Origin of the sequence: Amycolatopsis sp. NPDC050768 (genome assembly GCF_040654155.1) — a bacterium.
In the GTDB taxonomy this organism is placed as follows: Bacteria; Actinomycetota; Actinomycetes; order Mycobacteriales; family Pseudonocardiaceae; genus Amycolatopsis.
On record NZ_JBFAHL010000002.1, the window covers coordinates 264,197 to 284,199 of the forward strand.

A 20,003-nucleotide genomic window follows, 5' to 3' on the forward strand; every position below is an offset into this window, starting at 1 on the left:
CCGGGAACGGCGGGGATCAGTTCGGTCCTCGCTTCCGGTTGGAAAAGACTCACTACGGGCGCACCACCCGCGCGAAGAAGTACACCGCGCCGGTGCCGGCGTGCCGGACGAGCAGGAGGAACGGCCGGTCCACCGCGACTTCGAGCGGCTCGGCCGTGGACAGGGACAACGTGCGCATCTGGATCGCCGTGGCGGCCGCGCCTTCGAGGCCCTGCTCGTCGAGGCGCAGCACGGCCTGGTGCACCACGCTGTCGACCCACAGCGGGCGCGCGGCGGTGAGCCCGGTGAGATCGGCGTCGGTGGTGAACACCTCGTGCACGCCGAGCGCGTGCAGGGCGCCGTCGAGGTCGGTGCGGACGTCGAGCTTGATCTTGGGCAGCGAGAGACGCACCTTGCGGCGTTTCGGGCCGTCGAGGAGCTGCTTGAGGTTCCGCGTGTCGAGCGCGGCTTCGGCGGGTGCGAGGTCGCCGTCCGGGAGCAGGACGACGGCTTCGACGCCGCCTTGCGCGGGGAGGCTGACGACCTGCCAGCCGCCGGCGTGGTGGTAGCCGACGGTCTCTTCGAGGTGCATGGTCGGCACTCGGCGGGTCGCCCCGGGGCTGTGGAAGTCGGCGCGGGCGGTGGCGCCGTCGGGGAACGGGTGGCGCCAGGCGGTCTTGAGGTAGAGCGCGTTGACGAGGCTGGCGCGGGTGTCGGCGCTGATCGTGCCCGAGGGCAGCAGCTCCGGGATCAGGCCGTGGGTGATCCGGTCGACGTCGGTGTTGATCAGCCCGCGCGCGGCTTCGGGGTCGGTCGTGAAGGGCGCGGTTTCGGCCTTGCCGCCGGGCCAGGTGACGAGCTGGTCGAGGAAGGCGCTCTCGACGGTGATGGTGTCGGACGCCCACAGCGTGTTGGCCACGGCCAGCTGGGCTTCGTCGCCGAGCGCCGCGGCGTCGCGCAGCACCGTGGCGTGCGCGTCCAGGTCGGCGTCGCTGGTGGCCAGGAGCTTGCGCAGCTCCTCGGCGGTCCGCCCCCGCGCCGCCCGGGCCGCCAGGCCCAGCGCGCTGGCCGCTGAGTACGGCGAAAAACACGCGTCACCCCCACCCGCCGCGGCGGTGCGTCCCAGGGCGAGCGTGAAGTCCAAGTGGCTGTCCACGGCCATGCGGCGACCGTACCCGACCGGGTGGTTCCGGCGGCACGGAACCGATCAGCCGAAGCCTCGCCTCCCCCACTCGGGCTCCGCTTCTCCCCTCCGACCGGCCGCAGCACCCCAATGTGGCGTTCGGTGCGTTGAGCGCAACCAACGCCACATTGGGGGTGGGGTTGGCAGGACTGCGAAGGCCGTCGGCAAGCGGAGCGCAGAGGGCAGGGCGGTGGTCAAGAAGGCGGATGGTCGAGACAGCGGCAGGTCAGACGTGCCGGCCCACGTGCCAGCGGTGCCATTCGTGGGCTTGCGCGTCGGTGAGCGAGGCGACCTGGTCGACGACCACCCGCAGGCGCGCGGCGTCGTCGGCGGCCGCGTGCCACGGGGGTACGAAAAGCGGGTCCAGGGACTCCGGTGCGCGGCGCAGGAGAGCGGCGACCAGCTGCGCGATCAGCTCGCGCTGGCCGTCCTGCATGGCGAGGCGGCGGCGGTCGCTCATGACGTAGCGCAGAGCCAGCGCCTTGAGCAGCGCGACCTCCGCCGCGACCTGGTCCGGGACGGCGAGACGGGCGGCGTAGCGCAGCAGGGGGCCCTCGCCGTAGACGCTGCGGGTGCCGGTGACCGCGGCGGAGGCGAAGCGACCCACGAGCTCGCTCGTCAGCTGCTTCAGCGCCACCTGGGCGCGCAGCGAGCCGTCCGGAGCCGTGCGGACGAGGGCGGCCACCACGGGCAGGTCGAGCAGCTCCTTGGCCGCGCCCTCCAAAGTGGACGCCGACAGCGTGGAGAAGTGCCGTGCCGCGGCCTCCGCGACGGCCGCGCGTTCGTCCGGATCCGCCAGCACGCTCAGCGAGATTCGCCCCGCCAGCACGCCGTCCTCGACGTCGTGGACGGAGTAGGCCACGTCGTCGGACCAGTCCATGATCTGGGCCTCGAGGCACCGCCGCTCGCCCGGCGCGCGGGAGCGCACCCACTCGAACACGGGCACGTCGTCGGCATACACGCCGTACTTCTGCTGCCCCGGCCGGCGCCGCCAGGGGTACTTCGTGGTCGCGTCGAGGCACGCGCGCGTGAGGTTGAGGCCCGCCGCCGCGCCGGCGTCGTCGAGGGACTTCGGTTCCAGGCGCGTGAGGATGCGCAACGTCTGCGCGTTGCCCTCGAACCCGCCGCACGCCTGGGCGACGTCGTCGAGCGCCTGCTCGCCGTTGTGCCCGAACGGCGGGTGCCCGATGTCGTGCGCGAGCCCGGCCGTGTCGACGAGGTCCGGGTCGGCGCCCAGCTCCTCGGCGATGCCGCGCCCGATCTGCGCGACCTCCAGCGAATGCGTGAGCCGCGTGCGCGGCACCCCGCTGACCTCGGCCCCTTCGCCGGGACCGACCACCTGCGTCTTGCCCGCCAGCCGCCGCAGCGCGGCCGAATGCAGCACGCGGGCACGGTCGCGCGCGAAGCCGCTGCGCCCGTCGGGCCGCGCGCCGGCCAGCGCCGCGCCCTTGGGTGCCTCGGCCAGCACCCGGGCGCGGTCGTACTCGGAGTACCCGTCGCTCACCCGGTCAGCTTAAGCGCGGCCACCGACAATTCCCCGGGGAAGTTCAGCCCATGAAGGTGTCGAACAGCTCGTCGGCCGGCGATTTCGTGAGCTCGTAGAACAGCAGCGCGCCCGTCTCGCGGAAGATGTAGCGGACCTGCGTCACGCGCTCCTGCACGATCGGGCCGCTGTGCGTCGGCGCGGTCCACGCGTCGAGACCGAGGTCCGACGCCATCGTCCGCGCGCGGTAGGAGTGCCACGGGTCGCTCACGAGCACTGCCGTGTGCCAGCCGCGCGCCTGCACCTGGTCGGCCACGGCCCGCAGGCTCCGCAGCGTGTCGCTGCCCTCGCCGACCGCCAGCGTCGCCGACGCGGGCACGCCGTGCTGGTTCAGCCACCGCGCGCCGGCCGCGGCCTCGGTGAAGTTGTCGGCCGCCTTCTTTCCGCCGGCGGTCACCACGGTCTTCGCGACACCCGCGTCGTAGAGCTGGCGCGCCTTTTCCAGCCGCGCCATGAAGATGTCCGACGGCTTGCCGTTGTACTGCGCTGCCCCCAGCACCACGATCACGTCGGCCGGTGTGCGGTCGTTCTCGCGCGCGACCTGCCACACGCGAAACGCCGTGCCGCCGACGACGGCGAGCACCACGAGCACCCCGCCGAACGCGATGCGGCGCAGCCAGCTCACAGGCGTGGGTGGTGTTCTCATGCCCGCCATCTTTTCAGAGCCGCACGCGATTCCGGCGCAGGCACCCCGGGCGTCAGAGCCAGCCGCGTTCCTCCGCCAGCCGCACGGCCTCGGCGCGCGTGCGGGCGCCCGTCTTGCCGATCGCGGCCGAAAGGTGGTTGCGCACAGTGCCTTCCGAGAGGAACAGCGCCTTCGCGATGTCCGCGACCGTGCTGCCGTCGCGCGCGGTCGAGAGCACGTCGCACTCCCGCCCGGTGAGCGGGCTCGCCCCGGTCGCCAGCGATTCGGCCGCCAGCGCGGGATCCACCACGCGCAGTCCACTGTGGACCCGCCGGACGGCCTCCACGAGCTGCTCCGGCGGCGCGTCCTTCACCACGAACCCCGCGGCGCCCGCGGCCATCGCGCGCGCCAGGTACCCGGGCCGGCCGAAGGTGGTGCAGATGATCACGCGGCACGAGGGCAGCGCGGTGTGCAGCTCCGCGGCCGCCGCGAGGCCGTCCTTCCCGGGCATCTGCACGTCGAGCAGCGCGACGTCCGGCGCCGACTCCTTCGCCGCGGCCAGCACCTCGTCCCCCGACCCGACCTGCGCAACGACCTCGATGTCGGCCTCCAACCCGAGCACCGTGGCCAGGGCTCCCCGCACCATCGCCTGGTCGTCGGCCAGCAGAACGCGGATCACGCAAGTCCTCCCGCGGGTTCGGCGCGCACGACCTGGACGGCCGGCGGCTCCGGTTCCGGAACCTCCGCCCGGACCACCCATCCTCCCCCGGGCCGCGGCCCGCTGCGCAGCGTCCCCCCGACGCCGCCGACGCGCTCGGTCAGCCCGCGCAGCCCGTTGCCCTGCGCCGCGTCCGCCGCGGCCCCGTCGTCCTCCACCTCGAGCCAGTCGCGCCCGAAGCGCACGCTGACGCGGTTGGCCCCGGAGTGGCGCAGCACGTTGGTGATCGCTTCGCGCAGCACGTAGCCGAAGGTGCTCTGCAGCTGCGGCAGCACGTTGTCCACGGCGTAGGGCAGGTCCGCCTCGATCTCCGCCGCCCGCAGCGCCGCGCGCGCCCCGGCGAGTTCCGCGGCCAGCGACACCTCGCGGTACTCCGACACGGTCAGCCGCACGTCCGACAGCGCGCTGCGGGTGAGGCCCTCGACCTCGCGGATCTCCTCGACCGCGCGCCCGATGTCGCCGGAGCTCTCCAGCACCCGCCGCGCCAGGCCGGCCTTCACGGTGATCGTGGTGAGGCTGTGGCCCAGCAGATCGTGCAGGTCGCGGGCCACGCGCTGGCGTTCGTTGGCCACGGCGAGGGTCGCGATCTCCTCATTGGCCCGCTCCAGGCGGCGGATGGCGCGGATGAGGTTGGCCATGAAGAACATCGCCAGCGTGATCGAGGCGACAGAGATCAGGTCGCCGCCGTCGGCGTCGATCTTGCCCCCGGCCAGCAGCACGATCGCCACGGAACCCAGCGCCAGCGTGTCGAGGATCGCCGCCCAGCCGGCAGGGAAGAGGAACGCGAGTGTGGCGGTGGCGTAGAGCAGGATGTACGGGCTGACGTCGGTGAGCAGCGTCGAGAACAGGCCCAGCGCCAGCATCACACAACCGAAGACGAGCTTGACCCTGGTCGGCTTGCCGAACACCACCGGGAAAACCGCGTAGCAGGCGCCGTAGACGTAGAACAGCACACCCATCAGCACCCGTGCCCACATCGGGTCGGAGTTCTCGATCAGCCCGTGCGTGGCCGGAATCAGGAACGGAAGCAGGAAGACCACCGCGAAGATCGGCCAGCCGATCTTGTTGGGCCCGCCCCGGTGGCCGACCATCGGATCGTCCCACCAGGAGGCCCGGTCGTTCAGCGCGAACCGGAACCGGGTGACCGCGATCGACGCGGGCTCTTCCTTCGTGCGCTGCACCGTCGTTCCCTCCTGTCCCGGTCAGACCCGGGCGCTGTCCTTACGGTATCGCCTGATCACGAGCGCTCCGAGGACCACAGCCCAGCCCGCCAGCACCGCGAGCGCGGTCGGGAAGCTCACGAGCAGCTCGTTGGTCACGGCCGGGCGCACCAGCCCGATCAGCCAGTAGGTGGGCAGCAGCTGCGACACGTCCTGCATCCACGCCGGCATGCCTTCCAGCGGGATCCACAGGCCGCCGAGGAAGCCCATGCCGAGCATCACGATCATGGAGATGGGCTGCATCGACTCCGGCGTCGCGATCTGGCCGATCAGCAGGCCGAGCAGCACGAGCGGGATGGTGCCGAGCCACAGGCCCATGATCACGCGCAGCCAGCCGGCCCCGTCGAGGTGCACGCCCTCGACGAAGATCGCCACGAGCGGCACCAGCAGCAGCGCGGGCAGGCCCACGAGCATGCCCGCCACGGCCTTGCCGCCGAGGTAGGACGTACCCGACAGCGGGGTCAGCCGCAGCTGCCGCTGCCAGCCGCTGGCGCGTTCGAGGGCCAGGCGCGTGCCGTTGGTGGTCGCCGCGGCGAAGAGGCCGAACGCCATCATGTTGACCATCACCACGGCCACCACCGCGGCGTGGTCCGGGTCGGTCGCCTTCGTGAAGACGTTGGCCTGCAACAGGAACATCACCACGGGGAAGGCGACGACGAAGATGAGGAACCGCATGGAGCGGAACAGCCGCCGGATCTCGACGGCGAGGTAGGACGGGTTCATCGGGCTGCTTCTTCCTGGTTTTCGTCGCTGGTCAGGGAAAGGAACGCGCCTTCGAGGCCGACGGCGCCGATCTCGATGTCGTGCACGGCCGGCACGGCGGCCATCAGCGCGCGCAGCGTGGCGTCCGACTCGCTGCTGGAGATCGCGACGCGCTCGCCGCGCAGCTCGAAGTCGGTCACCGCGGGCAGCGTCGCCACGAGCCGCTCGGTCTCCTCGCCGGCGCCGGGCAGCACGGCCCGGATCGTGCGCCCGCCGGCCAGCGCGCGCACCTGCGCGACGGACCCGTCGGCGACCACGCGCCCGGCCCGCATGAGCACCACGCGGTCGGCGAACTCCTCGGCCTCTTCCAGGTAGTGCGTCGCGAACAGGACCGTGCGGCCGCTGTCGGTGAAGGAGTACATGGACTTCCAGAACTCGCGCCGCGTGCCCACGTCCATGGCGGCCGTCGGCTCGTCGAGCACCAGCAGGTCGGGGTCCGAAACCAGCGCGACGGCGAAGCGCACGCGCTGCTTCTGCCCACCGGAGAGCTTGTTGGCCCGCCGGTCGGCGATGTCCTCGATACCGGCGCGCTGCAGCGCTTGGTCGAGCGGCATCGGCGTGCGGTGCAGCTTCGCGACCATGCGCACGGTCTCGCGCACGGTCAGGTCCTCCAGCAGCGCCCCGCCCTGCAGCATCGCCCCGATCATCCCGGCGCGCACCGCGTCGGCCGGCGTCTTGCCGAACACCGTGACGTCGCCCGCGTCGGGCTTGCTGAGCCCCAGGATCATGTCGACGGTCGTGGACTTGCCGGCCCCGTTGGGCCCGAGCAGCGCCACCACCTCACCCGGCGCGATCGTCAACTCGACCCCGTCGACGGCCCGCACCTCGCCGTAGTGCTTCTTCAACCCGCTCAACCGGACGGCGGCCCCCGCCGCGACGTCCCGCGCCCCGCGCGTGGCCTGTGTGGTTTCCATGCCCTGAAGACTGCCGGCGTTTCGGCGTCGGCCAGCAGGCCGAGCGTCACGTCGTTGCCGTGACAGGTGTCAGGGGTCAGGGGTGGCGCTCCGTCGATGCTGACGAAGCACCTGCGACATCCAAGCCGCCCGTAGGCTCCCCTCCGTGCCCTTCGTCGACGAGCTGACCGCACGACTGCGCGACGGCTTGGCGTTGATCGCGTCGGCCCGCGCAGCACTGGCGACGAGCCACGGCCTGGCCGTCGAGGCGGCCGCATCGTGGGGGCAAGCACTGGCGAGCACGAACGACGCCGAGGCCGCCCAGTTGCCCGCGCTGGCCGAAACAATGGCGACCGGTATCGGAGCGTGTCTCGCCGGCACGGGAGAGGCGGAAACACTGCTGACCAGGTATCTGGACAGCCTCGGAGTGGATCCGCCGGCCCCGACGCCGGCGGCACGGGAGGCGCCGGCACAGGCCGAACCCCAGCCGGCACCAGTACCCGCGCGCCGAGCGGATCGAACAAGCTCGTGAACGGGTCGGCCGGGCCGAGAGGCTCCGAAGTGAAGCTTCCGGGGAGTGGGTGCGCAGCGACGGCGCGGCGGTGCCGATGGCCAGCGGCAAGGGCGACGAGTTCTACGGCAAGGTGGAAAACTTCGTCCGGCTCAACGGTCTGTCGCGCCGAGTGAGTCGTCTGGCCACCCACGTCGAGATAAAGGTCGCGGTCGCGATGCGGGAACAAAACCTGCGCAACGAAACCGTGGGTGCTGGACGTCGCCATTCGCGACGGCTGGGGTTACCTGCAATACGCCGATGACGCGACATTCGTCGTCACCGACGGCGACCCGGCGTCGCCTGCCGCGCCAGGCGACGCCGACTTCTCCGCCGGGACAGGACTGCCCATCGCCCAGGTGGTCGCAGCCGTCCAGGAATTCGTGCGCACCGGAAAGCTGCCGGAAACCGTGCCATGGCGGGAAGTCTGACACCGGATTCTTCGGGCCTCAGGCCCAGCGTCACGTCGTGACCGTGACAGGTGTCAGGGGCAGCCACAACGCACAACGGCCCTCCCCCGAGAAACCGGGGAAGGGCCGCGTACGAAAAGCTTCAGCAGCCGAGCAGGCGAGGCGCCAGGTAGTCCACGACCTTGTCGATCGCGATGCGTTCCTGGGTCATGCTGTCGCGTTCGCGGACCGTGACGGCCTGGTCCTCGAGCGAGTCGAAGTCCACGGTGACGCAGTACGGGGTGCCGATCTCGTCCTGGCGGCGGTAGCGGCGGCCGATGGCCTGGGCGTCGTCGAAGTCGACGTTCCAGTGCGTGCGCAGGGTCGCGGCGAGGTCGCGCGCCTTGGGCGAGAGGTCGGCGTTGCGCGAGAGCGGCAGCACCGCGGCCTTGAACGGCGCGAGCCGCGGGTCGAGGTGCAGCACGGTGCGCTTGTCGGTGCCGCCCTTGGCGTTGGGCACCTCTTCCTCGTCGTAGGAGTCGACGAGGAACGCCATCATCGAGCGGCCGACACCGGCCGCCGGCTCGATCACGAACGGGCGGTAGCGCTGGCCGGAGGCCTGGTCGAAGAACGACAGGTCCACGCCCGAGTGGTTCGAGTGCGTGGTGAGGTCGAAGTCGGTGCGGTTGGCGATGCCCTCGAGCTCGCCCCACTCCTGGCCCGCGTTGAAGTCGAACCGGTACTCGATGTCCACGGTGCGCTTCGCGTAGTGCGAGAGCTTTTCCTTGGGGTGCTCGAAGTGGCGCAGGTTCTCCGGCTTGATGCCGAGGTCCGTGTACCACTTGGTGCGCTCGTCGATCCAGTACTGGTGCCAGCGCTCGTCCTCGCCCGGCTCGACGAAGAACTCCATCTCCATCTGCTCGAACTCGCGCGTGCGGAAGATGAAGTTGCCCGGCGTGATCTCGTTGCGGAAGGACTTGCCGACCTGGCCGATGCCGAACGGCGGCTTCTTGCGCGAAGCCGTCTGCACGTTGAGGAAGTTCACGAAGATGCCCTGCGCGGTCTCCGGGCGGAGGTAGTGCAGGCCTTCTTCGGATTCGACCGGGCCGAGGTAGGTCTTGAGCATCATGTTGAAGTCGCGCGGCGCGGTGTACTTGCCGCGCGTGCCGCAGTTGGGGCACGGCACGTCGGACAGGTCGTCCTCCGACGTCGCCTTGCCGGTGCGGCCTTCGTAGTCCTCGGCGAGCTGGTCGGCGCGGAAGCGCTTGTGGCAGTGGAGGCACTCGATCAGCGGGTCGGTGAACACGTTCACGTGACCCGAGGCGACCCAGACCTGGCGCGGAAGGATCACGGACGAGTCGAGACCGACGACGTCTTCGCGGCCCTGCACCATGGTCTTCCACCACTGGCGCTTGATGTTGTCCTTCAGCTCCACGCCGAGAGGCCCGTAGTCCCACGCCGACCTGGTGCCGCCGTAGATCTCTCCCGACGGGAAGACGAAGCCACGGCGCTTGCACAGACTGACGACGGTTTCGATGGTGTTGGCGGGCACTCCACGCTCCGGACGCATGCGGGGACGGTTGGACTAGGAGGTTCAGCGTATCCGGCCGCCCCCGCGGTGCTTCCGGCGAGGTGAGCAGGGCTCAGGGCCGGCCTGTCAGCGACGCCGTGACGACCCGGTTGTCGTCGTAGCCCTCGGTGCCGCCGACGTAGTCGCCACCGCACGTGACGAGCACCAGTTTGTGGGGCCCGTCCGGGGAAAACAGCTTCGCGGACTCCGCGGCGAGCCCGGACTTGTGGATCGTGCGGACCTCGTCGACGCGGTAGTTCCACTTGCCCCCCGCGGTGTCGGTGACCGTCACCGTCTGGCCCTGCTCGACCTGCCACAGCTGGTCGAACGGCCCGGTGCGGCCCTTCCAGTTCACGTGGCCGGAGAAGAGCGTGACGCCTTGATCGGCCCCCAGTCCCGAGCCCCACCACGCGGCCTCGGCGAGGCTCTGCGGGATCACCAGCGCGCCGTCGTCACCCACGGGTTCCTGCACGAGCTTCGCCGTTCCCCCACCGGGCAGCAGCACGGTGCCGGGCGTCTGCCCCGGGGCGGCCTGCTTCTGCGCCGACTGCTGCGCAGCCCCCGCTCCCGCCGCCGGTACCGGTACCGAGGCCGCGCCGCTGGCGAGACCGGGTTCATTCTTTCCCGTGAAAATCAGGAGGGCGGCGACGAGCGCCGCCACCACCACGGCCCCGACGGCGGCCAGTACCCACTTGGTCCTCGCGGGCCGTTCCTGTGTCCCTTGCATCGTGCTCCCTGCTCCGGTGTGTCGTGCGCAGGAAGACATGCCGCGGGACGCGGCCGGGGTTGCACCCGATCGTGCTCAGTCCGGACGCGAAACCAGGTTCGCCGTGACGATGCGGTTCTCGTCGTAGCCCTCGGTGCCGCCGATGTAGTCGCCACCGCACGTCACGAGCACCAGCCGGTGCGGCCCGGTCTGCGCGAACCACTGCGGCGCCTGCTCCGGGAGCTGCTCCTTGCGCAGGGTTGCCGCACCGGTCACGCGGTAGAGCCAGCGCCCGCCCGAGGAGTCGACGATGCTCACGTTGTCGCCCGTGCGCACTCGCCACAGGTCGTCGAACGGTCCCTTCGTGCCGGCCCAGTTCACGTGACCGGACAGCACGGCCGCACCCTGCTTCGCGCCGAGGCGCGCGCCCCACCAGGCGGCGTCGCCGAGGCCTCGCGGGATCGGCAGGATCCCGTCGCGCGTCACCTCGGTGCGCACGAGCCGGGCCTCGGACCCGTCGGGCAGCCGGATACTGCCGGGGCGCTGCACGCCGACCGCGGCGCCGTCCGCGGGCAGCTCGGCGGGCGCGCCGTCTTCACCCGGCAGCGAGCCGGGTGGGGGTTCCGCCGCGGCGGCGGGCACAGGCGCGGGCCCCCAGGTCAGCACGACCACGCCCGCGGCCAGCGCGAGCACGGCAACCACTGCCGACACGACGGTCAGCGCGGTGCGCAGCACGCGGACCTACTCGCCGCGCGAGCGCGCCGTGCGCCTGCGGCCCAGCCCGATCGCGAGCCCGCCGAACACCAGGCCGGCGACCAGCAGGCCGAGGCCCAGCGGCAGGCGGTAGTCGCTCGACGGGGCCGCCGCGGTCGTGCCGAGGTAACCGGCGGGGACCTCGGTGGGCACCGGCGGCTGCGTCGCGGTCGCGCCGTTGCCGTTGCCGTTGCCACCGGACACGGCGACGAAGTTCTTCGGGATCGAGCAGCTCACGCCGCCGAGCACCAGCGTGGTGCTCACGTCCGGCAGCGCCTCACCCGACTTGTCGAGGACGTGTGTGGTCACGTCGACGCGCCAGCCGGCCTGAGCCGTGACGTCGCCGTTGCGCCAGCCGTCCTGCCTGATCAGCTGGTCGAACGAGGACACACGGGACACCACGACGTCCGAGAGCGACTTGGTGGGGTCGGCCCCGTCGATGACCCTGGGGGCGCCCATGCGCAGGTTCTTCACGCTCAGCGAGGCCGCGCCCGCGGGCATCGCGACCTGCTTGAGAGTGTCGTCCTCGCCGCGCACCCAGAGCCGGGTGAGCGTGGTGGTGCCGGTGGCCTTGTTCGGGGCCGAGCAGTCGGCGGCGCTGCGCGCGCTTTCCAGCACCAGCATCGTGTTGTCGACCGGGCGCGCCTTGCTGCGAGCGTTGTCGCGCAGGGCGTAGTTGGTCTCGGCGACGGCCGTCGGCACGTTCGTGGCCTGGAGGGCGGCGACGACGTTGTGGTCGCGGCTCGCGATCCCGGCCGGGTAGGGGTTCGTGGCCGCGGCGCCGAACTTGCCGAGGTCGACCTCCCAGTTGCCGCCGAACGTCGAGCTCTCGCCGTCGTTCTTCGGCACGGCCACGCGGTCGGCCGAAAGCTTCGACTGGCCGGGGGTGAGCGGTGAACGCTGCGTCTCAGTGATCAGCGAGCCGCCGTGCTGCGGGTCGGAGCCCAGCCGCACCGACGCCACGTTGGCGAACGACACGGGACCGGTCTTCTCGTCGACGGCCTTCACGGTCTGCGTCGTCTGGGCAGCTGCCACCGGAGCGAGCGCGGGCAACGCCGCCACCGCCAGGATCGCTGCCTTCGTAACGAAACGAGTCATTGTCTCCCCACTGCCTCCGCCTCGATTCGGGCGGATCGTCAGCGTACGAGAAGCGACGAAACGCCCCACGCCAACCTTGCACCGTCGGCCACCGGTTGCGAAGCCGAAGTGCCGATTCCTGACGAACTCACCCGATCGGGTGAGACTGGTGTGAGTGACCGGTGACCGACAGGGGCGACTGAGGGGAACACTACGATGACCGTGACCGTTGTCGACAATGACATCCGACTTCGGAACCCGCCGGCTCGTCCGGTGGCTTCGCGCGCAAGGGGAGGCAACGATGGCACCGGCCAGCACGGGCGCTCTTTCGGCCGGCACCGGCACGTCCGGTGATCCGGCGACGGCGCCGGCCGGCCCGCTCGAGGCTTCCGGTCCCTCGGCAGGTCCGCTGGGTCCGTCGGGCGCCGCGCTCGCCGACGCCGGCGACCTGCTGCGCGCGCTCGCCGCCCCCGTCCGGATCGCCATCGTGCTGCAGCTGCGCGAGGCCGACCGGTGCGTCCACGAGCTGGTGGACGCCCTCGACGTCGCTCAGCCGCTGATCAGCCAGCACCTGCGGGTGCTGAAGACGGCGGGTGTGGTGCAGGGCGAACGCCGGGGCCGGGAAGTCGTGTACCGCCTGGTGGACGACCACCTGGCCCACATCGTCGTCGACGCGGTCGCCCACGTGCAGGAAGGGAAGTGACCATGACCTCGACCCCCCACTCGGCGCCTCCACCGGCCCCCACCCCCAACTCCGCCCCCGTGCCCGGGCGCCGCTCGACCAAGCAGCGCACGGCGGTCGTCGACCTGCTCAACACGGTCGACGACTTCCGCTCCGCGCAGGAGCTGCACGACGAGTTGCGTAAGCGGGGCGACGGCATCGGCCTGACCACCGTGTACCGCACGCTGCAGTCGCTTTCGGAGGCCGGCGAGATCGACGTGCTGCGCACCGACTCCGGCGAGGCCATTTACCGCCGCTGCTCCACGCACCACCACCATCACCTGGTGTGCCGCGTGTGCGGGCGCACGGTGGAGGTCGAGGGCCCCGCCGTGGAGCGCTGGGCCGAGAAGATCGCCTCCGAGCACGGGTTCTCCGACATCAGCCACACCGTGGAGATCACGGGCACCTGCGCCGAGCACGCGAGCTGAGGTCGCTCAGTACTCGTAGGGGTCCTTCGGCGCGTCGATCCGCTCGACGGTCGCGGGCACGAAATCGGGCGTGTACGAGTTGTTCTCGTTGGCCGTGCCCGGCACGACCAGTCCGGTGACCCGCAGCCACGTGTCGCTCGGGAACCGGTCGGCGGCCCCGCCCTTCAGGTGCACGGTGACGGGTGCCGCGTCGGCGGCGCAGCAGCTGATCACCAGACGCGCCAGCAGCGTGGTGCTGCCCTCGTGCACGACGAACCCGGACATGCCGATGGTCCGGCCGTTCATCGTCCCGCTGGAATCCCAGCCCGCGCGCGTGACGACCTCGTTCATCGCCAGCTCCACGACCTTGCCCGCCGGCAACGGCGGGAACGCGGCCGCCGACGTGGTCGCGGCACTCTGCGGCACGCGAGCCGTGGTGCGCGTGACCGAGTCGGCGCCGAGCGCGGGCGGGGCCACCAGGAACACCGCGAGCACGGGCACCACCAGCAGCCAGGCCGAGCGCGCCGAATGGGCGTGCCCGTGGCCGTCGTCGACGTGGTCGTGTCCTTCAAGGGCCTCGTGGCCGGCTGTCTCGGACTCGAGCGCCGCCGCCTTCGCCGCGGCCCGCGCCGCCACGAGGTCACGCAGGATCGCGACCGTGCCGAGCACCAGCATCACCACGCCGCCCGCGATGATCCACGGCTGCTGCGCGGGCTTGACGTAGCGCAGGTAGTCGCCGTTCACCGCGATCTTCACCAGCGCCCCGCCAAGGAGGATCAGCAGCACGTTCTGCGTCTCGCGCCTCATCGCGCACCGCCCAGCAGCAGCGCGCCCACGATCGTGCCGCACGCGAGGGCGACCACGAACGTCACCGGCGCGAACCGCACCGCGAACGACTTCCCGAACGTGCCGGCCTGCAGCGCGAACAGCTTCACGTCGATCGCCGGGCCGACCACGAGGAACACCAGCTTCGGCAGCAGCGGCACCGCGGTCAGCGAAGCGGCCACGAACGCGTCGGCCTCACTGCACAGCGCGAGCACCACGGCCAGCACCGCCATCACGATCACGCCGACCACGACCTGGTCCGCCAGCACCCCGAACCACTTCGCGGGCACGAGCACGTTGAGCGTCGCCGAGATCAGCGCGCCCAAGACCAGAAATCCGCCTGCCTCAACGAGATCCGTGCGCGCGGTCTCCGCGAAGACCTTCCAGCGTTGCCCCGGCTCGACGTCGGGCAGCCGCCGCAGCGCGCGTTCGGTGATCCACGAGAGCTTGCCCCAGCGGGCCCAGATCCAGCCCATCACCATCGACGTCGCGAGCGAGCCCAGGAACCGCGCCAGCACCATCTCCGGCCGCCCGGGGAACGCGACCGCCGTGGCCACCAGCACCACCGGGTTCACCGCGGGCGCCGCCAGCAGGAACGTGAGCGCCGCGGCCGGCGCGACCCCCTGGCCGATCAGCCGCCGCGCCACCGGCACGGACGCGCACTCGCACCCGGGCAGCGCGACGCCGGCGAGCCCGGCGACCCCCACCGCCGCGCTCGCGCGCTTGGGCAGCACGCGTTCCAGCACCCGCGCGGGCACGAACGCGGCGATCGCACCGCTGATCAGCACGCCGAGCACGAGGAACGGCAGCGCCTGCACGCACACGGCGACGAACACCGTGGAGCCGGTGCGCAGCGCGGGCACGTCGAACAGGTCCTGCAACCGGCCCTGCGCGAGGATCGCGACGAGCAGCACCGCGCAGAGGATCTCGATCGAGCTGACCCGGATCCGCCGCGCGCGCCGCTTCTGCTCGGGCGCGTTGTCGACAAGGGTTTTCACGAGGCCCGATGATGCCAGCCCGGGCCCGCCCGATCCCAGCGGGACACAGCACGAGGGGACCGCTCGGACCGGTTTCGGCCCGAATCCGCCGTTCGCGCCCCCGTCAATCGGACAAGCCGGGCGCGAACCTCAGTCCAGACCCGGCAGTTCCGTCCGCAGCTGCGACGCGGTCGAGACCACGAGCATCAGCAACGTGCCCAGCGCCGACGGGTCCATGCCCTCGGCCGGGAACGCGTAGCGCAGCGTCACGTCGACTCCGCTGTCGGTGTGCCCGACGCCGAGCGTGCCGAACAGGCCCTGCCCCGCGCGTTCGGCCACGGCGACGGCGATCGCCGGGTTGTCCGGCAGATCCCACGCCACCACGCAGGTCAGGCTCAGCACCGTGAGCCCGTCGGCCAGGCGCGTGGCCTGGATGACGCACGGGACCTCGGCGTGGCGGAAGGTGATCGCGCCGTCGTCGTCCACGTTGACGTCGAGGTAGCGCTCGAGGGCCTCGCGTGCGAGCCCGAGCAGCGCCGCCGTTTCGGCGGCCTCCGAGGTGCTCACGACGCTTCCCCGGCCGCGCGCTCGGCTTCCGCCTGGTCGACCGCGGCACCGAACCGGCGGTCGCGCTTGGCGAACTCGAGGCAGGCGTTCCACAGGTGCGTGCGGTCGAAGTCGGGGAAGAGCGTGTCCTGGAAGACCATCTCCGCGTACGCCGACTGCCACAGCATGAAGTTCGACGTGCGCTGCTCGCCCGAGGGCCGCAGGAACAGGTCGACGTCGGGCATTTCGGGCTGGTACAGGTACTTCGCGATCGTGCGCTCGTCGATCTTGTCGGCCTTGAGCTTGCCCTCGACCACGTCCTGGGCGATCCGGCGCATCGCGTCACCCAGCTCCGCGCGCCCGCCGTAGTTGACGCACATCGTCATGTTCAGCGCCGTGTTGTTCTTGGTCTTCTCTTCCGCGACCTGCAGCTCCTTGATCACGCTGGCCCACAGCTTCGGCCGGCGCCCCGCCCAGCGGATGCGCACGCCGATCGAGCCAAGGTAGTCGACCTGGCGCCGGATGGTGTCGCGGTTGAAGCCCATGAGGAAACGCACCTCCTCCGGGCTGCGCTTCCAGTTCTCCGTGGAGAACGCGTAGACCGAAAGCCATTTCACGCCGAGCTCGACGGCGCCGCTGGCGACGTCGATCATCACGGCCTCGCCGCGCTTGTGACCCTCGATGCGGGGCAGGCCGCGCTGGTTGGCCCAGCGCCCGTTGCCGTCCATCACCAGTGCCACGTGCTTCGGCACGAGATCCTTCGGGATCTCCGGTGGCCTGGCTCCCGACGGGTGCGGATCCGGTGCCCGCAGCTCGTACCCCGACGCCCGGACCTCGCGTCCCCTGCGCAGCACTTCGCGCCTCCTGGAAGAGTGAAAATTTCCTACGCGCAAGACCCTACTTGGCCGGTGTCACCGTCTCCCGGGCACGCCGTTCGACCAGTGGAAGCGAACGCAGCTGGCGTTCGAGGTGCCACTGCAGGTGAGCCGCCACCAGGCCCGACGCGTCACGCCGGGTCACGCCGTGCGAGGCCTCCGCCACCGGCCATTCGCCGTGCAACAGGGCCTCGAGCAGGGTGAGCACCTCGGGCGCGGGGTGCACGGAACCGGCGATGCGGCAGTCCGGGCACATCGAGCCGCCGGCGGCCACGTTGAACGCGGCGTGCGGGCCGGGCAGGCCGCAGCGGGCGCACTCGGTGATGGCGGGCGCCCAGCCGGCGTAGGCCATGGCCCGCAGGAAAAACGCGTCGAGGACGAGAGAGGCGTCGCGTTCACCGCCCGCGAGTGCGCGCAACGCGCCCACGACCAGCAGGTACAGCTTGAGGACCGGCTCGCCCTCTTCGGCCGAGAGCCGGTCGGCGGTCTCGGCGATCGCGCTGGCCGCGGTGTAGCGCTGGTAGTCGGCGACCAGCGGCAGCGCGAACGCGTCCACGGTCTCGACCTGGGTGATCACGTCGAGCGTGCGGCCGGTGTAGAACTGCACGTCCACGTGCCCGAAGGGCTCCAGCCGGGCCCCGAACCGCGACGAGGTGCGGCGCACGCCCTTGGCCACGGCACGGACCTTCCCGTGCCGGCGGGTCAGCAGGGTGATGATCCGGTCGGCCTCACCCAGCTTGTGCGTGCGCAGCACCACTCCGGTGTCGCGGTAGAGGTTCACCACCCCGACATCGTCCCACTTCCGGGCGATGCCGGGGCGGAGACACCCTGGTTCAGCGCGTCAGCAGCCGTAATAGCCGGTGCAGTACGTGGTGACCGTGGTCGCCGCGACGATCCCGATGATCAGGAACGTGATCGCGAGGGCGTAGCCGATGCCGCCGACGATCGTGGCGATCAGGCACAGCGTCTTCGTGGTCTGCGACGCCTGCTGGGCCATCGCGTAGTTGCCCTGCATCTTGAAGGTGCGGACCTCGTTGGACTTCATGATCGCGAAGATCGCGAGGATCCACATCAGGAAGATGCAGCCGATCGCCCAGCCCTTGTACTCCTTGATGGCGTTGATGTCGCCGCCCGGCGGCATCCCCATGCCGGGGCCGAAGCCGGGCTGCCCGAACGGCGCCTGCTGGCCGTACTGACCCTGCTGGCCGTACTGGCCTTGCTGGCCATACGGCGTCGGCATCGGGCCGGACGGCTGCTGGCCGTAGGGCGGCTGAGGCTGACCGTACGGATTGGTCATGACTGGTTCCCCAAACTCCTCGTGCTTCCGGCGAGCTCCCCCCGCCGCGGGTCTTCGTCCGCGCCCCTGCCCGATCGAAGCCGTGGCCCGGCGCTGTCGATCGGTGCAGCGGCTTCGCGGGTCAATGCTGCGGCGGCTGGCCGAACTCGCCCGGCTGGATCTTCTGCGTCTCTTCGGGCTGCGCGGGCGCTTCCGCGACCGGCGAACCCGGCTGCAGCATCTGCGTGCGCTCGGCTCCGTCGAACGCACCGCTCTCGGGCTGGGCAGCGCCGCCCGGCTTGAGCATCTGCGTGGGCTCGGCCTGCTCGAACGCGGTCGCGCCCGGCGACTCGGCGCCCGGCTGCGCGAACCCGCCACTGGCCGGGGCACCCGGCTGGCCGAAACCACCCGACGGCGCCTGACCCGGCTGACCGAAACCGCCGGCGGCCGGTTGACCCGGCTGCCCGAACCCGGGCTGCGCGCCGAACCCGCTCGGCTGCTGCCCGAACCCGGCGGGCTGCTGGGCGAACCCGCCCGGCTGCTGCCCGGCGGGCGGGAACCCGCCGCCGAAGGGCTGCTGCTGGCCGAAGCCCGGCTGCCCGAACTGGCCCGCGGGCGCCGCGTCGGCGGGCACCACGATCGTGCCGACGATCTTGTCCGAGAACGTCTGGGACTTGTCGTCCCACAGCGGCCACAGGTAACCGAGGGAGCAGAGGAAGCCGTCGAGGACGTGTGCGAGGTCGCGCAGGAACGCCATGCCGGCGCCGATGGGCTGGCCGGTGGCCTCGCTGACGAGCTTGATGCCGACGACGCGCTTGCCGAGCGACTGTCCCGTGTTTCCGGCCGTGATCCAGCGGTTGTAGATCTGCCAGCCGATGTTCCCGAAGATCGCGAGCCCGTAGATGATCGCCCCGGCGCTCCCCGAGGCGATCGAGACCAGCAAGGCGATGATGATGGCGGCGAGGAACGGCCCGAAGTCGATCAGGTAGGCGCCGGCGCGCTGGCCCCAGTTCGCGTAGGCGCCGCCGGGCGGGCCGTACGGGTTCGGCTGACCGAACCCACCGGGTTGCCCGAACGCGGGCGGCTGACCGAAACCACCGGCGGGCGGCTGACCGAAACCGGGCTGTCCGAAGCCCGGCTGGCCCTGCGCGTCCGGTTGACCGAAGCCCGGCTGCGCCTGACCTGGTTGCCCGAAACCGGGCTGTTGCCCGAAACCGCCGGGTTGCTGGGGGAACCCGCCCGAGGGCGGTTGCTGGCCGAAGCCGCCGGGTGTGCCGAACGGCTGCTGCCCTGAACCAGGTTGTCCGAAGGGCGGCTGGCCCTGCGGCTGCCCCATGGGCCGGCCGTAGGGATCGGTCATCGTGTTCTCCCCCTCGCTCGTCCTGACCCGCGCGCGGTGGCACGCGAGAACCGGCCGAGTCCGATGAGGACGGGCCGGTGCGCGGGAGCGTACCTGGTCCGGACGAGGTCGGCCCAGCTAGGCGTCCGCACCGGGTGGCGACCCGAAACCCGTACGACGAACGGGAAGCGAAGACGGTTCCGGCAGAAGGAAAACTCAGACCGACAAACCGGTGAACGGCGCGAAAGGCAGGTTCCGCACCACGAACCAGATCGCGAACACCACCGCCACCACGAGCGGCGTGCGGCGCCAGTGCAGCCACGACCGAACCGCCCGTCCGCGCAGCCGCCCGACGGTCCACGCGACACCGCTCCATGCGAACAGCGCCACGAACACGAGCGCCACCGCGTTGTAGTGCACGGCGCCGGCGAGGTCGCCGTGCATGAGGCTGTAGGCCATCCGCATACCGCCGCAACCCGGACAGTCGATACCGAAGAGGAACTTGGTGGGGCACACCGGCAACGGCCCGCCCGGCGTCGTCGGATCTCCTAGCCACACGGCGGCGCAGCACACGCCGAGCCCCGCGACCACGGCCGCCGGCCCTGCCAGCGCTCGCGCCGTGGCTCGCGCGCCCCGCACCGGGATTCCCGTGTAGACGGTGCTCACGACGACCAGAACCCGGCGGACGTGCCCGCGATCAGGAACACGAACAGCACCACCAGCAGGTACGCCACGATGCCGATGGGAATCGCCAACGCCGACCACATGGCCCACTTGCCCGCCTGGTCCGCGGCGTGCTGCGCTTCGGCGAAGCGGCCCTGGTACCACAGGGAGTTGACCTCATTGGCCTTCACGATGGAGACGATCCCGAGCGGCAGGCAGCAGAAGATCGTGGTGAGGATCCCCCACACGAGCCGGTTGTCCGGCGGCGGCGGGAAGTTCGGCTGCGGGCCGCCGTAGTAGTACGGGCCGCCGGGAGGCGGCGGGTACTGCCCGCCGGGTGGCGGGTACGGGCCGGTCATCGCGTCCCCCTGCTGTCCGTAGTGCGCTGAGGGTACTGACGCTACCT

The 20,003-nt window shown here is 71.3% G+C and carries 25 protein-coding genes; 5 read left to right on the forward strand and 20 right to left on the reverse strand.

Annotation, left to right across the window (positions count from 1 at the left end; all coding sequences use genetic code 11):
• Nucleotides 1-52: 52 nt before the first annotated feature.
• From AB0H62_RS08435 to AB0H62_RS08465, 7 genes are all read right to left on the reverse strand, one after another.
• Nucleotides 53-1,141 (reverse strand): serpin family protein, encoded by a 1,089-nt coding sequence (locus AB0H62_RS08435; RefSeq protein ID WP_360584963.1) that lies wholly within the window; start codon nt 1,139-1,141, stop codon nt 53-55.
• Nucleotides 1,142-1,388: 247 nt separating this feature from the next.
• Nucleotides 1,389-2,666, reverse strand: a complete 1,278-nt coding sequence (locus tag AB0H62_RS08440) for a deoxyguanosinetriphosphate triphosphohydrolase (protein WP_220242765.1) — start codon at nt 2,664-2,666, stop codon at nt 1,389-1,391.
• 43 nt (nt 2,667-2,709) lie between these two features.
• Nucleotides 2,710-3,351 carry a YdcF family protein gene (locus AB0H62_RS08445; protein WP_255638273.1) on the reverse strand — a complete coding sequence of 214 codons (642 nt, stop codon included), beginning with the start codon at nt 3,349-3,351 and terminating at the stop codon, nt 2,710-2,712.
• 52 nt (nt 3,352-3,403) lie between these two features.
• Nucleotides 3,404-4,009 carry a response regulator transcription factor gene (locus tag AB0H62_RS08450; protein WP_360584966.1) on the reverse strand — a complete coding sequence of 202 codons (606 nt, stop codon included), beginning with the start codon at nt 4,007-4,009 and terminating at the stop codon, nt 3,404-3,406.
• Nucleotides 4,006-5,229, reverse strand: a complete 1,224-nt coding sequence (locus AB0H62_RS08455; RefSeq protein WP_360584968.1) for a histidine kinase — start codon at nt 5,227-5,229, stop codon at nt 4,006-4,008. The genes AB0H62_RS08450 and AB0H62_RS08455 overlap by 4 nt, the downstream gene beginning before the upstream one ends.
• A gap of 21 nt (nt 5,230-5,250) precedes the next feature.
• A complete protein-coding gene (locus tag AB0H62_RS08460) occupies nt 5,251-5,991 on the reverse strand; it encodes an ABC transporter permease (protein ID WP_354874136.1) in 741 nt (246 codons plus the stop codon).
• Nucleotides 5,988-6,944, reverse strand: a complete 957-nt coding sequence (locus AB0H62_RS08465) for an ABC transporter ATP-binding protein (RefSeq protein ID WP_220242769.1) — start codon at nt 6,942-6,944, stop codon at nt 5,988-5,990. Before AB0H62_RS08465 ends, AB0H62_RS08460 begins: the two co-directional genes overlap by 4 nt.
• A 145-nt stretch (nt 6,945-7,089) precedes the next feature.
• On the opposite strand from AB0H62_RS08465, the gene AB0H62_RS08470 reads away from it, so the two are divergent.
• The 3 genes from AB0H62_RS08470 to AB0H62_RS08480 are packed head-to-tail and all read left to right on the forward strand — an operon-like array spanning nt 7,090 to nt 7,904.
• A complete protein-coding gene (locus AB0H62_RS08470; protein WP_220242770.1) occupies nt 7,090-7,455 on the forward strand; it encodes a hypothetical protein in 366 nt (121 codons plus the stop codon).
• A complete protein-coding gene (locus AB0H62_RS08475; protein WP_360585394.1) occupies nt 7,439-7,738 on the forward strand; it encodes a DddA-like double-stranded DNA deaminase toxin in 300 nt (99 codons plus the stop codon). The genes AB0H62_RS08470 and AB0H62_RS08475 overlap by 17 nt, the downstream gene beginning before the upstream one ends.
• Entirely contained in the window at nt 7,686-7,904 is a 219-nt protein-coding gene (locus tag AB0H62_RS08480; protein ID WP_360584971.1) for an Imm1 family immunity protein, read from the forward strand. Before AB0H62_RS08475 ends, AB0H62_RS08480 begins: the two co-directional genes overlap by 53 nt.
• Nucleotides 7,905-8,025: 121 nt before the next feature.
• Here AB0H62_RS08480 and AB0H62_RS08485 read toward each other — a convergent pair whose 3' ends face one another.
• The 4 genes from AB0H62_RS08485 to AB0H62_RS08500 form a co-directional block, all read right to left on the reverse strand.
• A complete protein-coding gene (locus tag AB0H62_RS08485; RefSeq protein WP_360585396.1) occupies nt 8,026-9,414 on the reverse strand; it encodes a glycine--tRNA ligase in 1,389 nt (462 codons plus the stop codon).
• Nucleotides 9,415-9,505: 91 nt separating this feature from the next.
• Entirely contained in the window at nt 9,506-10,159 is a 654-nt protein-coding gene (locus AB0H62_RS08490) for a class F sortase (protein WP_360584973.1), read from the reverse strand.
• Between the two features lie 75 nt (nt 10,160-10,234).
• Complete coding sequence (locus tag AB0H62_RS08495; protein WP_220242773.1) at nt 10,235-10,873, reverse strand: class F sortase; 639 nt, start codon at nt 10,871-10,873, stop codon at nt 10,235-10,237.
• 6 nt (nt 10,874-10,879) lie between these two features.
• Entirely contained in the window at nt 10,880-11,989 is a 1,110-nt protein-coding gene (locus AB0H62_RS08500) for a hypothetical protein (RefSeq protein WP_360584975.1), read from the reverse strand.
• Between the two features lie 280 nt (nt 11,990-12,269).
• On the opposite strand from AB0H62_RS08500, the gene AB0H62_RS08505 reads away from it, so the two are divergent.
• Complete coding sequence (locus AB0H62_RS08505; RefSeq protein WP_220242775.1) at nt 12,270-12,671, forward strand: metalloregulator ArsR/SmtB family transcription factor; 402 nt, start codon at nt 12,270-12,272, stop codon at nt 12,669-12,671.
• Nucleotides 12,672-12,673: 2 nt separating this feature from the next.
• Nucleotides 12,674-13,117 (forward strand): Fur family transcriptional regulator, encoded by a 444-nt coding sequence (locus AB0H62_RS08510; protein WP_255638274.1) that lies wholly within the window; start codon nt 12,674-12,676, stop codon nt 13,115-13,117.
• A 6-nt stretch (nt 13,118-13,123) separates the two neighbouring features.
• On the opposite strand, the gene AB0H62_RS08515 is transcribed toward AB0H62_RS08510, so the two are convergent.
• From AB0H62_RS08515 to AB0H62_RS08555, 9 genes are all read right to left on the reverse strand, one after another.
• Nucleotides 13,124-13,903, reverse strand: a complete 780-nt coding sequence (locus AB0H62_RS08515) for a TIGR03943 family protein (protein WP_360584978.1) — start codon at nt 13,901-13,903, stop codon at nt 13,124-13,126.
• Complete coding sequence (locus AB0H62_RS08520) at nt 13,900-14,919, reverse strand: permease (RefSeq protein WP_360584980.1); 1,020 nt, start codon at nt 14,917-14,919, stop codon at nt 13,900-13,902. The genes AB0H62_RS08515 and AB0H62_RS08520 overlap by 4 nt, the downstream gene beginning before the upstream one ends.
• Nucleotides 14,920-15,048: 129 nt before the next feature.
• Complete coding sequence (locus AB0H62_RS08525; protein WP_220242778.1) at nt 15,049-15,465, reverse strand: YbjN domain-containing protein; 417 nt, start codon at nt 15,463-15,465, stop codon at nt 15,049-15,051.
• Entirely contained in the window at nt 15,462-16,298 is an 837-nt protein-coding gene (locus AB0H62_RS08530) for an isoprenyl transferase (protein ID WP_220242779.1), read from the reverse strand. Before AB0H62_RS08530 ends, AB0H62_RS08525 begins: the two co-directional genes overlap by 4 nt.
• Nucleotides 16,299-16,341: 43 nt before the next feature.
• Entirely contained in the window at nt 16,342-17,103 is a 762-nt protein-coding gene (recO, locus tag AB0H62_RS08535; RefSeq protein ID WP_220242780.1) for a DNA repair protein RecO, read from the reverse strand.
• Nucleotides 17,104-17,160: 57 nt separating this feature from the next.
• On the reverse strand, nt 17,161-17,616 hold the full coding sequence (locus tag AB0H62_RS08540) for a CD225/dispanin family protein (RefSeq protein ID WP_360584983.1): 456 nt from the start codon (nt 17,614-17,616) through the stop codon (nt 17,161-17,163).
• Nucleotides 17,617-17,737: 121 nt separating this feature from the next.
• Nucleotides 17,738-18,955 (reverse strand): RDD family protein, encoded by a 1,218-nt coding sequence (locus AB0H62_RS08545; RefSeq protein ID WP_360584985.1) that lies wholly within the window; start codon nt 18,953-18,955, stop codon nt 17,738-17,740.
• A 195-nt stretch (nt 18,956-19,150) separates the two neighbouring features.
• Complete coding sequence (locus AB0H62_RS08550; RefSeq protein WP_220242782.1) at nt 19,151-19,600, reverse strand: DUF2752 domain-containing protein; 450 nt, start codon at nt 19,598-19,600, stop codon at nt 19,151-19,153.
• Complete coding sequence (locus AB0H62_RS08555; RefSeq protein WP_220242783.1) at nt 19,597-19,956, reverse strand: CD225/dispanin family protein; 360 nt, start codon at nt 19,954-19,956, stop codon at nt 19,597-19,599. Before AB0H62_RS08555 ends, AB0H62_RS08550 begins: the two co-directional genes overlap by 4 nt.
• Nucleotides 19,957-20,003: the final 47 nt, after the last annotated feature.